The sequence below is a fragment of the Janthinobacterium goodfellowi genome, assembly GCF_051380695.1.
GTDB lineage: Bacteria > Pseudomonadota > Gammaproteobacteria > Burkholderiales > Burkholderiaceae_D > Janthinobacterium.
In genome coordinates this window covers 101,213-114,704 of record NZ_JBNYXN010000010.1, presented here as the reverse complement: position 1 = coordinate 114,704, position 13,492 = coordinate 101,213, and the positions used below count along the sequence as shown (strand labels likewise).

Genomic DNA, 13,492 nt, shown 5'->3' with positions numbered 1-13,492 from the left:
ATCGCAACGATCATAGGTGGAACAGGCGGACGCTGCCACGCAGAAAACGGCTCAATGACGATACTTTTCTGCAAAAGGCAGATTGCGGGGAAAAGACTGGCTCAACACAGACAACGTAGATACCAATTCAATACCACGCAATACCAGTGATTATCGCTGATTTTTGAATTTGCTGCGCTCGCCTTGAAACCGGGACGCGGGAGCGTCCCGGCAAGAGGGCTTATTTCAGCCAGCCGCGGTGGCGGAAGTACAGGAAGGGCGCGATGGCGCTGGTGATCATCAAGCCCCAGGCCCATGGATAGCCGAACGACCATTCCAGCTCCGGCATCAGCTTGAAGTTCATGCCGTACACGCTGGCGATCAGGGTGGGCGGCAGGAAGGCCACGCTGGCCACCGAGAAGATCTTGATGATCTTGTTCTGGTTGATGTTGATGAAGCCGACGGTGGCGTCCATCAGGAAGTTGATCTTGTCGAACAGGAACGAGGTGTGGCCATCGAGCGATTCGATGTCGCGCAAAATCTGCCGCGCTTCCTCGAACTGCTCGGAATTGAGCAAGCGGCCGCGCATCAGGAAGCTCACGGCGCGGCGCGTATCCATCATGTTGCGGCGAATACGGCCATTCAAATCTTCCTCGTGGGCAATGGCATTCAGCGCTTCGGCCGCGTGCGCATCGGTAAATTCCTTTTGCAGCACGCGCGTGCTGACTTCTTCCAGGTTCTGGTAGATGCCTTCGAGCACGTCGGCCGAATATTCGGCATCGGTGGCGTACAGGTCGAGCAGCACGTCCATGTAGTCGGCAATCGAGCCGGGCCGCGAACGGGCGCGCATGCGCACCAGGCGGAACACGGGCAAGTCGTCCGTATGCATGGAAAACAAAATCTTGCGGGCAAGAATGAAGGCCACGGTGATGACGCGCGACGGACCGTCGTCTTCTTCGCGCAGGAAATCCGTGCGCAGGTGCAAGTCGCCGTTTTCCGCTTCGTAATAGCGGGCCGACGCTTCAATATCCTTGACTTCGTCTTCACCCGGCAGGGTGACGTTGTAGATGGCTTTGACCCAGGCCCGTTCATCATCGGTGGGGTCGGTCAGGTCGACCCACACCGGTTCGGCATTTTCAAGGTCTGCGCGGCTGTCGATCGGCACCTGGTTGAGCCGGCCATTCTGTAATACAAAGACATTGATCATGCGCGCTCTCAGCCGGATGTTGGGTTATCGTAATGTGCTGGCGCTGGCGCCAAAAATGAAAACAGCGCAAGTGTACCCGCAAAGGCCTTTTCACGACCACCCCCGGCACGGCTTTTTCACGGAAAAAGTGCGGCGATGCACCAATGGCGCCGATTAAGATGCTGCGCCGCAATAGTGCCAATTCGACAGCCTTGATTTTATACAAAGAAAACTGGTCGCCGTTACGGCAATTCCGCCGCCCCCATGCGGCGCAGGATGACACTGGTGCGGCGGTTCAGGTAGCCCGTATCGCGGTGGCGGTCGTAATAGCGGGGATTGGGCAGCATCACGGCCAGTTTCGCCGCCTGTCCCGCGCTCAGGCCTGCCGCGCTGACATGGTAATAGTGGCGCGCAGCCGCTTCGGCACCGAAGATGCCCGTGCCAAACTCCACCACGTTCAGATAAATCTCGAAGATGCGCTGCTTCTCCATCAGGCTTTCCAGCATATACGTGATGATCAGTTCCTGGCCCTTGCGCACATAGCTGCGCGAACCGGACAGGAACAGATTCTTCGCCAACTGCTGCGTGATGGTGGAGCCGCCCGCCACGACCTTTTGTTTTTTACTATTCTTTTCATATGCCTTTTGCAAGGCTTCCCAGTCCACGCCTTCGTGCTCGGAAAAATTCGCGTCTTCCGAGGCGATGATGGCCCGTTTCAGGTTGTTCGAGATGCGGTTGTACGGCACCCACGTCTGCTGGATCGTGGCATTCGGATTCTTGTCCTGCAAGACCGACAACTGTTCGCGCATGAACGCCGTGCTGGACGGATTATGGTCGACCCACCACCAGATTTGCAGGAAGAAATACAGTTGCACGACGATGAAGGCCAGCACGGGCACGATGAACAGCCACTTGATCCAGCCGTAGCCACGGCCGCTCTTGCGCGCGCCCTTCTTGCCGGCGCTCACAGGCTGCCCCGCAATTGCGCCAGCAAGTCCTGCGTCCGCGGCCGCACGCCGCGCCACACGTAAAATGCTTCGGCCGCCTGCTCCACCAGCATGCCCAGGCCATCGCGCACCTGCGCGCCATGCTGGGCGGCAAAATCCATGAAGACGGTGGGCTGGGCGCCATACATCATGTCGAGCGCCAGGGTGTGGCTGCCGAAGATACCGGGCGGCACGGGCGGCAAGTCGCCCGCCAGGCTGGCCGAGGTGGCATTGATGACGATATCGAAGACGCCGTCGGGCTGCGTGAAGCCGCCGGCACGCAGCTGGCCGGGGTGCGCCAGCGCGTCGGCAAACTGCGCCACCAGCGCCTCGGCCGTGGTCACGGTGCGGTTGGCAATAAACATTTCCTGAGGTCCCTGTTCCAGCAAGGGCAGCACGACGCCGCGCGCCGCGCCGCCCGCGCCCAGCAGCAGGATGCGCTTGCCGGCGATGGACACGCCCGCGTTGCGCACGATGTCGGCCACCAGGCCCGCGCCATCGGTATTGTCGCCAAGAATGATGTCGCCATCAAAACGCAGGGTATTGACGGCGCCGGCGGCCCTGGCCCGCGGCGTCAGCGCGGTGGCCAGCGCGCACGCGTCGAGCTTGAAGGGCACCGTCACGTTCGCGCCCTTGCCGCCCTCGGCCGCAAACGTGCGGGCCGCCAGCGCAAAACCGTCGAGCGGCGCCAGCCGGCGATCATAGACGATGGGCTCGCCCGTCTGCAGGGCAAACGCGGCGTGGATCAGGGGGGACTTGCTGTGGGCGATGGGATTGCCGAAGACACAATATTGATCGGGATTCATCTCTTGCTTGTTCAATTGCTGCCGCCAGTCAGGTTAGCTTCCATTTTTTCTTCGCGGGTAAATTTGAAACGGGTGATGACGACCCACAGGTCATCTTTATCACTCGACAACATATTCGGTGGGAAACGGCCGAACGGTGCCGAACGGCGCACGATGGCCAGGGCCGCCGCGTCCAGCGCGGGATTGCCCGAACTTTTCTCCACGCGGGCGCCGCCCTCTTTCTGGTAAATCGTGCCGTCCTGGAAGATGGGGATGTAGACGACCAGTTCGCCATACATCTTGCGGCCATTCTTTTGCGGGAAATTCAGGGTGCCGATTTCCTCGATGCGCTTTTGCAAGGTCTTGTAATACATGGCATAGCCGACCTCCTGCGTGCTGGGCGTAATAAACGTCTTGCGCGGACGTTTATTCTGGTCTTCCACGGTCTGGCTGATCTCGGCCGCCATGCGCGCGATGGCCTTGCTGCTTTCCATCAAGTCCGAGCCGCTGGCCAGGGGATTGGGCTTGTCCTTTTCCGTGACGGGCGCGGCGCTGTAGGACGTCGCCTTGGCCGCCTGCGTCAGCAATTCCTGCTGCTTCTGCTCGAGTTCGGCGATGCGCCGGGCGCTGGCCTTGACGCTGTCGCCCTCTTCCAGCTTGCGCATGTCGGGCAAGGGCGACTTGGCGCGCCCCTTGTCCGCTTGTCCACCGCCATCGAGGTTGGCTTGCGCCAGCGCGTCCGCCTTCAGCGGCTTGTCCGCATGCTTGGCATTGACCAGTATCACTTCCAGGCCGGGATCGGTGGCGACGGCCCGCTGCGGGGCCGGGGCGACAAAATGCATCGCCAGCAAGGCGCCGTGCGCCAGCAACGATACCGCCACGGCGATCATCAGGAAACGATTCTCTCGGAAAGACTTCACGCGCAACCCAATTCCATACAGCACAAGATGTGCTGAATTCTACGTCAAAGGGCGGCGCGGGAAACAGTTTTAGTCCCGTTTTTCGCGCCGCCCCGCGGCCTTACTTGACCTCGGGCTCGCTGACCACGTCTTCGCTGGCCAGTTCCGCCACTTCCGCGTCGGCGTCGCTGACCTGGTTCGCCGCTTCCGGCGAGGCTTCCGGCGCCGCGTCGCCCTCGTCGGCCCCGTCGTCGCCCGATTCTTCTTCGTAGTCGAGCTCGGCATCGGCCGCCGCATCGGGCACGGCGGCAATTTCCAGCAAGCGCGCTTCGATGCTCAGGTCGACTTCATCCCAGCGCAGCAAATCCAGTTTCACCTGGGCACCGCGCGCCACCGATGGCATGCCCGGCAGCTTGATGACCAGCGGAATGTCGACCAGGCGCAAAATCTCGTCTTTCAGCACGACGGCATCGACCTGGCGCGCGTTTTCCTGGTGCAGCCAGCGCAAGCACCAGTAGCGTTCCATATTCGACTGGAAATCGCCATACGCGGCATAGGCCGCGTCGAAGGCCGAGACGATGGCGAACAGATTCGCATCGCGCGGCTTGAACGGGGCCACCAGCGGCGCCGTCACGCCATGCTCGGCGCAGGCGATGATTTGCCACTGGTTCACCAGGTCCGTATAGCGGCGCAAGGGCGAGGTGCTCCACGCGTATTGATCCACGCCCAGGCCCTGATGCGGCGCCGCATGGGTAACCATGCGCACCTGCATCTTTGCCGCCCAGCTATTGCCGCTGCCGCCGCCCTGGCTGCGGTAGATGCCGGGCACGCCATGGTCGTGCAGCATCTTGCCCCAGGTACTGTTGGCAAAGATCATCAATTCGGCGACGATCTTGTCCAGCGGCGCGCCACGCTTGCGGCGCGCCACGGTGACGATGTCGTTTTCCACATAGAAGTTGAAATCGACGCGGTTATTCTGTTCCGGCTTCAGGCCAAACGCTTCGCGCTTCTTCATGCGGCCCTGTTCCAGCTGCTGCGCCCATTGCCACAGCACAGCGAAATCGGCCTTGTGCGGATAGTCTCCCTCGCCGCTGGCCAGGGTTTCTTCGTTGACCAGGTCGTCGAGCTGGTTATGGCGCAAGTTGCTGGCGATCGGCACCAGTTCGGCGCGCGTCTGCGTGCTGATCACGGCCCAGTCGGCTTTCGGGTCCAGGGTCGCGTACAGCGACAGGGCCGGGCACGTCGTGCCTTCCGCCAGGGTAAACGCATTGACGATTTCGTCCGGCAGCATGGTGATCTTGTCGCCCGGCATGTAGACGGTCGACATGCGCTGGCGCGCCATCTTGTCGATCACGTCTTCCGGACGGATGCCCAGGCCCGGCGCGGCGATGTGTATACCCACTTTCACGGTACCATCGGGCAAGGGTTGCACGGAGAAGGCATCGTCGATCTCGGTCGTGGTCACGTCGTCGATCGAGAAGGCGGCCACGTCGGCCAGCGGCAGCTTGGCCGTCACGGCGGGCACGGGCACGGTGGGGAAACCGGCGCCTTTCGGGAAGTTCTCGAAGAGGAATTTCGACAGGTGCAAATCTTTTGGCGAAGCGATACCACCGACGGCCAGCATCAGGCGCGGCGGCGTCGTGTGCAATTCCGTGCACGCCGCTTCCAGCGCCTTGTATTCAATCGTGTTCTTGTCCGGCTTGAACAGCAGTTGCAGCACCATGGGCTGCATCGAGGCGGGCAAACGGTTCTGTTTCAGCTCTTCCACATAGCCTGCCTGCACCAGCGCCTGCTGCTTTTTCTTTTCGATGCCGGCCAGGGCCGCCTTCAGCGACGCTTCCGGCGCCGCCTTGTAGCGGCCACGGCCCTTCTTGTAGAAATACACGGGCGCCGAATGCAGGGCCAGGATCAGGCCGGCCGCTTCCGGCGGCAAGGGGGCGTGGCCGAAATACTCGGCGCCCAGCTCGGCAAAGCCGAACTCGTCTTCGCCCGCCACTTCCCACAGGAAATCGAGGTCGATCTCGGCGGCCACAGCTTTGGCCTGTTCCAGCAACTCGGCCGGGGCCGGCTTTTCATACTGCAGCAGCACGTCCTTGACCTTGACCTTGGTGCGCTTGCCGCTGGCCATTTCGACCTGATACGCTTCACCCGCTTGCGACAGGACCGTGCCGACCTTGAAATCGCCGGATTCTTCAAAAAATAGATTCATTGTTATGCTTTGTTTATTAGTGTGTCGGTTGCAGCGGTGCGAGCGACGGACGTCAACTCCAGCACCGCCGGCAAAAATACTTCGGTTACCAGCAGCAATCCCTGGTGACGCTGATACAGGCAGCGGCGGGCAAAAAACAGCGACTGGGCGTCAAAGCGCCGCCCTTCCAATGCCAGCGCCGCCTGCGCCCGCTGCACCAGCGGATGGCCGGCGCGCAAGCGGGCAAATTCCAGTGCACCGCGGCGTACCATGCGGTCGCCAAACAGGGTCGTGCCCAGCGAACGCTCGCCCAGCGCGGAAAACAGGGGCCAGTCCGTGGCCGTCGCCTGCATGGGCACGACGGTATGGCCAAACACGGCCGGTCTGTTATCACAACGCAACAGCACTTCGCGTTCCCATACCCGGCCCGCGCGGTGCAAACCAATGATGGCGGCCTCGTCGCTCAAGCAGCGTGCCGTTTCCTGATGCAAACATTGCACGCGGAATGCCTGGCTATGCGCTTTCAGCTTGGCCGTCAGCGAACCGCCGCCCGTGAGCCAGTGGCGCAAGGCCGGCGGTGCATTGACGGCATTGACGTGCGCATGCCATTGCGCCTGCCGCAGCGAACCCGGCCTCACTGGGCCGCGTCCGTCGGGATGTCGCAAAAGGCCAGCACAGGGGCCAGATATGCGGCAAATTCGCTGATGCCATGGTCGCTGCCGTCGATGACGCACTGCCGCGCCCCCTGATAATGCGCCACCATGTCGCGGTAGTCGAGCACTTCATCGCCCGTGGCGGCAATCAGGAAGTAACGTTGCGGTTCAGTAATTTGCTCTACAGCAAAGGTTCCAAGCTCGGCGATGTATTCGCGCTTGAACTCGAATGGCTTGTCAGAATGAAATTCCGTCGTCACGCCGACATGCTGTTCCAGGTCGATCAGGGGCACGATGGCGGGATTGAGCAAGACGGCGCGGCAACCGAGCCGCTCGGCCAGCCAGGTGGCGTAATAGCCGCCCAGCGAGGAGCCGATGATGGTCAGGTCGGCTGGCGCCACGTTGCTAACTAATGACAAGGCCAGTTCGATGGCCAGCTTGGGCGAGGCCGGCAATTGCGGGCACAGCCACTCTGCCTCGCGGCCCAGCGCCTGCATCTGCGCGGCCAGCAGGCGCGACTTCATCGACAGGGGTGACGAGCGGAATCCATGCAGGTACAGAATCATCGAGCTAGCGCCTCCAGCAATTTCTGGTGCACGCCGCCAAAGCCGCCGTTGCTCATGACCACGATCTGGTCGCCGGGACGGGCGCTGGCGGCCACGGCCGCCACGAGGGTATCGATGTCTTCATAGGCGCTGGCAATCTTGCCCAGCGGCGCCAGCGCGTCGCCCAGGCTCCAGCCCAGCGCGGCATGGCTGCCGTAACCGAAGACCAGGTCGGCATCCTTGAGGCTGCCCGGCAGCGCATCTTTCATGGCGCCCAGCTTCATGGTGTTCGAACGCGGCTCCAGCACGGCCAGGATGCGGCCGCTGCTGCCAATTTTTTGGCGCAGGCCGCCCACGGTGGTGGCAATGGCCGTCGGATGGTGCGCGAAATCGTCGTACACGGTGATGTCGTTGACGACGCCGCGCACTTCCATGCGGCGCTTGACGCTCTCGAACGTGGCCAGCGCGGCGCACGCCTGGGCAATGGGCACACCCACGTGGCGCGCGGCGGCGATGGCCGCCAGCGCATTGCTGCGGTTGTGCTTGCCCGTGAGCGCCCAGGCCACGTGGCCTTCCTGCTGGCCATTGAAGAACACGTCGAAGCTGCCGTCGGCCTGCTCTTGCAGTTGCCAGTTGGCATCTTGACCAAAACTTTCCTGTTCGCTCCAGCAACCGCGCGCCAGCACGCGCTGCAGCGACGCTTCGTCGCCGTTGAACACGAGGCGGCCGATGCCGGGCACGGTGCGCACCAGGTGGTGGAATTGCGTCTCGATCGCGTGCAGATCGGGGAAGATGTCGGCGTGATCGTATTCCAGGTTATTCATGACGGCCGTCTTCGCGTGGTAATGCACGAACTTGCTGCGCTTGTCGAAGAAGGCCGTATCGTATTCGTCCGCTTCGATGACGAAGAAATCCGACTCGGCGCTCTTGCCGTCGATCTTGCCGGACAGGCGCGCGGAAATGCCAAAGTTCATCGGCACGCCGCCGATCAGGAAGCCCGGCGCGTAGCCCGCGTCTTCGAGTATCCAGGCCAGCATGGCCGAGGTGGTCGTCTTGCCATGCGTGCCGGCCACGGCCAGTACCCACCGATCGCGCAGGATGTGTTCGCCGATCCACTGCGGGCCCGATACATAGGGCAGGCTGCGGTTGAGGATTTCTTCCACCAGCGGGTTGCCGCGCGAGACGACATTTCCAATCACATACAAATCCGGGTTCAGCTTGGTCTGTTCCGGATCGAACCCCTGGATCAGTTCGATTCCCTGCGATTCCAGCTGGGTGCTCATCGGCGGATAGACGTTGGCATCGCAACCGGTGACTTTATGGCCAGCTTCCTTGGCCAGGACAGCCAGGCCGCCCATGAAGGTACCGCAAATACCGAGAATATGAATATGCATGTGATCAGTGCGAAAGGCGCACGCTTAAGTAAGTAAGACGGTGAGATAAAAAACAGCAAGTGCAGGATTTTACCTGACGCCATGACTTTTTCCGCTTCGGAGTATCATCTCGCTCATGACGAACGATGCATTTGACGATAGCGCGCAGTTGCGCCTGGAAATCGCCGCCGCTGCCGCGCGCCTCGTGGCGCAGGATGGCGCCGACTATGGCAGCGCCAAGCGCAAGGCGGCGCGGCAAGTCCTGGGCGACGCGCCGAACCGGCCCACGAATCGGCCCAATATACTGCCGGACAACGACATGATCGAGGAGCAGGTGCGGCAATACAATGCCCTGTTCCTGGCTGACAGCCAGCCCGCGCGCCTGTTCCAGCTGCGCACGATTGCGCTGCAGGTCATGGAAGCGTTGCAACAATTTCATCCCCTGCTCAGCGGCCCCGTGCTCAACGGCACGGCCGGCCCCCATGACGAGATCTATTTGCAGCTGTTTGCCGAGAGCGCCAAGGAAATCCACATCTTCCTGCTGAATAAAAATGTCGTGCTCGACATGTCGGAAAGCCCGCATTTCAAGGGAGCGCGTTATGATGCGGTCGAGACAGCCAGTTTCTTGTGGAAAAATGAAGGCGTGCACGCCGCCATGTATGAGCTCGACGATATGCGCGGCGCGCTGAAAGCCAAGGCCGACGGCAAGGTGCTGCGCACCGATATCGCCGGGCTGCGCAGCCTGCTGGCCGCCAGCCTTGCCGATGGCGTGCCGGCTGCCGACTAACATTGATATAGATAAAGTTATGACAAAAAAGAATTGGATCGCCTGCGCCATCGTCGCGCTGATGTTTGGCGGCATGGGCGCCTACGTCGGTTTGAGCAAGGAAAAAGCGAAAGCAGCGGGACCGCTGACGAGCACGATCGCGCCAGGCGCGACGGGCCCCGTCAACGAGCTGTATGCGCTGTCCCTGCCGGACGCGGCGGGCGTCACACAAGCCTTGTCGCAATGGAAAGGAAAAAACCTGCTGGTGAATTTCTGGGCGCCGTGGTGCCCCCCTTGCGTGGAAGAAATGCCAGAGTTATCCGAAGTACAAGGCCACTATGCGGCGAAAAACCTGCAGGTGATCGGCATCGGCATCGATTCGGCCAGCAATATTGCCACTTTTGCCAGCAAATTCAAGATTGCCTATCCCGTGTATGTCTCCGGGATGAGCGGCACCGACCTGTCGCGCCATTTTGGCAATGCCACGGGCGGTTTACCCTTTACGGTGCTGATCGGCGCCGATGGCGAAGTCAAAAAGACCTATCTGGGCCGCTTGAAATTTGATCAGTTGCGCGCCGATCTGGATAAATTGTAAATTCGGAGCGTGCTTTTTTCTCTTGCCAATGCGTATCTTTGGCGGCAAAATGCGGAACTTTCGCTAAAACGGTCTTCCATACATGGCAAAAAACCTCCTTCTGCTCAACGGTCCCAACCTGAATTTGCTGGGAACGCGCGAGCCTGAGGTCTACGGCGCCAGCACCTTGGCCGATATCGAACAGGCAGCAATGGCGCAAGCCATGGCGGCCGGTGCCGACCTGGTCTGCTTTCAAAGCAACCACGAAGGCGCGCTGATCGACCGCATCCATGCCGCGCGAGCGGAAGGGATCGATGCCATCGTCATCAATCCGGGCGGCCTGACCCATACCAGCGTTGCCTTGCGCGATGCGCTGGCCGGGGTCGCCATCCCGTTCGTGGAAGTCCATATCTCGAATATTTATCAACGCGAAACGTTTCGACATCACTCATTTCTCAGCGCGATCGCGCAGGGGACGATCTGCGGGCTAGGTATCGATGGATATCGGTTTGCCATCGACTTTGCGCTTAAAAAACGTTAATCTACGCGATCTGCACGCATTTAGCGCGGCGATAGGCTCTTGGACATCACCGCATCACTCATAAAACAAACTACATTCCTAGGGGTTTTACATGGATCTACGAAAACTCAAGACCTTGATCGACCTGGTCGCCGAATCGGATATCGCAGAGCTGGAAGTTACCGAAGGCGAAAGCAAGGTTCGCATCGTCAAATCGTCGGCCATGCCGCAAAACCAGATGGTCATGATGCAGCCGCAAGGCATGCAAGCCCAATACCAGCCAGCCGCGCCAGCCGCCGCTCCCGCTGCGGCACCTGCCGTCGTGGTCGCCGCCGAGCCAACGGGCTATGTGGTCAAGTCGCCGATGGTCGGTACCTTCTACCGCTCCTCCGCTCCTGGCAGCGCCGCCTATGTTGAAGTGGGCTCGACCGTCAAGGAAGGTGATACCCTGTGCATCATCGAAGCGATGAAGCTCCTGAATGAAATCGACTCCGATAAAGCCGGTGTCGTGACCCAGATCCTGGTCGAAAACGGCCAACCGGTCGAATTCGGTCAACCCTTGTTTGTGATCGGCTAAAACCCAGTCCACACGGCCGGCAACGGCCGTTTGCAGTTTTAGCCCCTCACACTTGTTGTTTCGCCGGCTCGCCGGCTCTCACAGACATACGCGAACCTACCATGTTTGAAAAAATCCTGATTGCCAACCGTGGTGAAATTGCCCTCCGTATTCAGCGCGCCTGCCGCGAAATGGGCATTAAAACGGTTGTAGTCCACTCCGAAGCCGACAAGGACGCGAAATACGTCAAGCTGGCCGACGAATCCGTTTGTATCGGCCCGGCACAGTCGACCCTGAGCTACCTGAACATGCCCGCCATTATCAGCGCCGCTGAAGTGACGGATGCGCAAGCGATTCACCCAGGCTATGGCTTCCTGTCGGAAAATGCCGACTTTGCCGAACGCGTCGAGAAATCGGGCTTCGTCTTCATCGGCCCCCGCTCCGAATCGATCCGCTTGATGGGCGACAAAGTGTCGGCTAAGCAAACCATGATCAAGGCTGGCGTACCATGCGTACCCGGCTCGGAAGGCGCGTTGCCGGACGATCCGAAAGCGATCGTGCAAATTGCCCGCAAGATCGGCTACCCGGTCATCATCAAGGCCGCCGGCGGCGGTGGCGGACGCGGCATGCGCGTGGTGCACACGGAAGCGGCCCTGATCAACGCCGTGGCGATGACCAAGACGGAAGCGGGCACCGCTTTCGGCAACCCTGAAGTGTATATGGAGAAGTACCTGGAAAATCCGCGCCACGTGGAAATCCAGATCCTTGCCGACGAACACAAGAACGCCGTCTGGCTGGGCGAGCGCGACTGCTCCATGCAGCGCCGCCACCAGAAAGTGATCGAAGAAGCACCAGCGCCGGGCATCCCGCGCAAACTGATCGAGAAAATTGGCGACCGTTGCGCCGAAGCATGCCGCAAGATCGGCTACCGCGGCGCCGGCACGTTTGAATTCCTGTACGAAAACGGCGAGTTCTATTTCATTGAAATGAATACCCGCGTGCAGGTGGAGCATCCCGTCACCGAGATGATCACCGGCATCGACATCGTGCAAGAACAGATCCGCATCGCCGCCGGCGAAAAACTGCGTTTCCGCCAGCGCGACGTCTTGCTGTCGGGCCACGCCATCGAGTGCCGCATCAATGCGGAAGACCCGTTCAAGTTCACGCCATCGCCAGGCAAGATCGTGTCGTGGCATGCGCCGGGCGGCCCTGGCATCCGCGTCGATTCGCACGCCTACGCCGGCTACTACGTGCCGCCGCACTACGACTCGATGATCGGCAAAGTGATCGCTTACGGCGCCACGCGCGAACAAGCGATCCGCCGCATGCAGATCGCCCTGTCCGAAATGGTGGTCGAAGGCATCAACACGAATATCGCCCTGCACCGCGAACTGATGATCGACGCGCGCTTCATCGAAGGCGGCACCAACATTCACTATCTGGAACAGAAGCTGGCCGACATGCCGGACCTGGGCAAGAACCTGAATGGCGGCAGCCCCAGCATCGCCAAGAAATCCGAAATCAAGGCGGGCGCATGAGCTGGACGGAAATCGTCATCGAAATCGCCCGTGACAACGCCGAGGCCATGTCCGACGCGTTGATGGAAGCGGGCGCCCTGTCGGTATCGGTGGAAGACGCCGATGAAGGCACGGATGCCGAGCAGCCCTTGTTTGGCGAGCCCGGCATGGAACCGAAGGAAGCGGCGTGGGAACGCAGCCGCGTGGTGGCGCTGACCGACGTCGACGCCGACCAGGCCGCCATCGTGGCCGCCGCTGCGCAAGCGGTCGGCATGACGGAAGTGCCGGCCTTTACCATGCGCCCCGTGGAAGAGCAGGACTGGGTGCGTTTGACCCAGTCGCAATTCGCGCCGATTCACATCGGCAAGAATATCTGGGTCGTGCCCAGCTGGCACGAGGCACCGGATCCAAGCGGTCTGATCCTGGAACTGGACCCCGGCCTGGCCTTCGGCACGGGCAGCCACCCGACCACGCGTCTGTGCATGGAATGGCTGGAAGCCCATCCGGCCCCAGGCAAGACCGTGCTCGACTACGGTTGCGGTTCCGGCATCCTGGCCATGGTGGCCAAGAAACTCGGTGCGCAAACGGTGGCCGGCGTCGACATCGACCCGCAAGCGATCGAATCGGCGCGCGACAATGCCGAGCGCAACCAGTGCGAGATCGAATATTTCTTGCCAGACACGTTTGCCACCTCGGCACACGCCACGGCCAAGTTTGACATCGTCGTCGCCAATATCCTGTCGAGCCCATTGAAGCTGATGGCGCCGATGCTCTCGGGCCGTGTCGCCGATGGCGGCGCCCTGATCCTGTCCGGCGTGCTGGCACGCCAGGCGGAAGAAGTGGCCGCTGCCTACGCGCCATTCATCCAGTTGGGTGTATGGGCCGAGCAAGACGGCTGGGTGGCCCTGCATGGCCGCCTGGGTGCAACGCAAGCGCCTGCGCCCCGCGCGGAAGGTGCATAAGCA

The 13,492-nt window shown here is 61.1% G+C and carries 15 protein-coding genes; 7 read left to right on the top strand and 8 right to left on the bottom strand.

Features of this window, described 5'->3' with window-relative positions:
* Positions 1-220: 220 nt before the first annotated feature.
* Positions 221-1,186, bottom strand: a complete 966-nt coding sequence (gene corA, locus ACQ4WQ_RS27610) for a magnesium/cobalt transporter CorA (protein WP_034746658.1) — start codon at positions 1,184-1,186, stop codon at positions 221-223.
* Here corA and ACQ4WQ_RS27605 point away from each other — a divergent pair.
* Positions 1,185-1,343 carry a hypothetical protein gene (locus tag ACQ4WQ_RS27605; protein ID WP_436501423.1) on the top strand — a complete coding sequence of 53 codons (159 nt, stop codon included), beginning with the start codon at positions 1,185-1,187 and terminating at the stop codon, positions 1,341-1,343. The two genes, corA and ACQ4WQ_RS27605, sit on opposite strands and share 2 nt — an antisense overlap.
* Before the next feature lie 64 nt (positions 1,344-1,407).
* On the opposite strand, the gene mtgA is transcribed toward ACQ4WQ_RS27605, so the two are convergent.
* From mtgA to mpl, 7 genes are all read right to left on the bottom strand, one after another.
* Positions 1,408-2,148 (bottom strand): monofunctional biosynthetic peptidoglycan transglycosylase, encoded by a 741-nt coding sequence (mtgA, locus tag ACQ4WQ_RS27600; protein ID WP_436501512.1) that lies wholly within the window; start codon positions 2,146-2,148, stop codon positions 1,408-1,410.
* A complete protein-coding gene (aroE, locus tag ACQ4WQ_RS27595) occupies positions 2,130-2,957 on the bottom strand; it encodes a shikimate dehydrogenase (RefSeq protein ID WP_436501421.1) in 828 nt (275 codons plus the stop codon). The genes mtgA and aroE overlap by 19 nt, the downstream gene beginning before the upstream one ends.
* An 11-nt stretch (positions 2,958-2,968) precedes the next feature.
* Positions 2,969-3,826, bottom strand: a complete 858-nt coding sequence (locus ACQ4WQ_RS27590) for an energy transducer TonB family protein (RefSeq protein WP_436501510.1) — start codon at positions 3,824-3,826, stop codon at positions 2,969-2,971.
* Positions 3,827-3,956: 130 nt separating this feature from the next.
* The gene (locus tag ACQ4WQ_RS27585; protein ID WP_436501419.1) at positions 3,957-6,044 is read right to left on the bottom strand and encodes a ribonuclease catalytic domain-containing protein; all 2,088 of its coding nucleotides are present in this window, start codon (positions 6,042-6,044) and stop codon (positions 3,957-3,959) included.
* A gap of 2 nt (positions 6,045-6,046) precedes the next feature.
* Positions 6,047-6,661 (bottom strand): chorismate--pyruvate lyase family protein, encoded by a 615-nt coding sequence (locus tag ACQ4WQ_RS27580; RefSeq protein ID WP_436501417.1) that lies wholly within the window; start codon positions 6,659-6,661, stop codon positions 6,047-6,049.
* On the bottom strand, positions 6,658-7,242 hold the full coding sequence (locus ACQ4WQ_RS27575) for a YqiA/YcfP family alpha/beta fold hydrolase (RefSeq protein WP_436501415.1): 585 nt from the start codon (positions 7,240-7,242) through the stop codon (positions 6,658-6,660). The genes ACQ4WQ_RS27580 and ACQ4WQ_RS27575 overlap by 4 nt, the downstream gene beginning before the upstream one ends.
* A complete protein-coding gene (gene mpl, locus ACQ4WQ_RS27570) occupies positions 7,239-8,615 on the bottom strand; it encodes a UDP-N-acetylmuramate:L-alanyl-gamma-D-glutamyl-meso-diaminopimelate ligase (RefSeq protein ID WP_436501413.1) in 1,377 nt (458 codons plus the stop codon). Before mpl ends, ACQ4WQ_RS27575 begins: the two co-directional genes overlap by 4 nt.
* A gap of 115 nt (positions 8,616-8,730) precedes the next feature.
* On the opposite strand from mpl, the gene ACQ4WQ_RS27565 reads away from it, so the two are divergent.
* The 6 genes from ACQ4WQ_RS27565 (at position 8,731) to prmA (ending at position 13,489) form a co-directional block, all read left to right on the top strand.
* Positions 8,731-9,381 carry a hypothetical protein gene (locus tag ACQ4WQ_RS27565; RefSeq protein ID WP_070290494.1) on the top strand — a complete coding sequence of 217 codons (651 nt, stop codon included), beginning with the start codon at positions 8,731-8,733 and terminating at the stop codon, positions 9,379-9,381.
* 19 nt (positions 9,382-9,400) lie between these two features.
* Positions 9,401-9,955 (top strand): TlpA family protein disulfide reductase, encoded by a 555-nt coding sequence (locus ACQ4WQ_RS27560; RefSeq protein ID WP_436501411.1) that lies wholly within the window; start codon positions 9,401-9,403, stop codon positions 9,953-9,955.
* Between the two features lie 82 nt (positions 9,956-10,037).
* Positions 10,038-10,475: a type II 3-dehydroquinate dehydratase gene (gene aroQ, locus ACQ4WQ_RS27555; RefSeq protein ID WP_034746628.1), complete on the top strand. Its 438-nt coding sequence runs from the start codon at positions 10,038-10,040 to the stop codon at positions 10,473-10,475.
* 91 nt (positions 10,476-10,566) lie between these two features.
* A complete protein-coding gene (accB, locus tag ACQ4WQ_RS27550) occupies positions 10,567-11,031 on the top strand; it encodes an acetyl-CoA carboxylase biotin carboxyl carrier protein (RefSeq protein WP_070222155.1) in 465 nt (154 codons plus the stop codon).
* Positions 11,032-11,132: 101 nt separating this feature from the next.
* Positions 11,133-12,548 carry an acetyl-CoA carboxylase biotin carboxylase subunit gene (gene accC / locus ACQ4WQ_RS27545; RefSeq protein ID WP_070222157.1) on the top strand — a complete coding sequence of 472 codons (1,416 nt, stop codon included), beginning with the start codon at positions 11,133-11,135 and terminating at the stop codon, positions 12,546-12,548.
* Complete coding sequence (prmA, locus tag ACQ4WQ_RS27540; protein WP_326457661.1) at positions 12,545-13,489, top strand: 50S ribosomal protein L11 methyltransferase; 945 nt, start codon at positions 12,545-12,547, stop codon at positions 13,487-13,489. The genes accC and prmA overlap by 4 nt, the downstream gene beginning before the upstream one ends.
* Positions 13,490-13,492 lie beyond the last annotated feature (3 nt).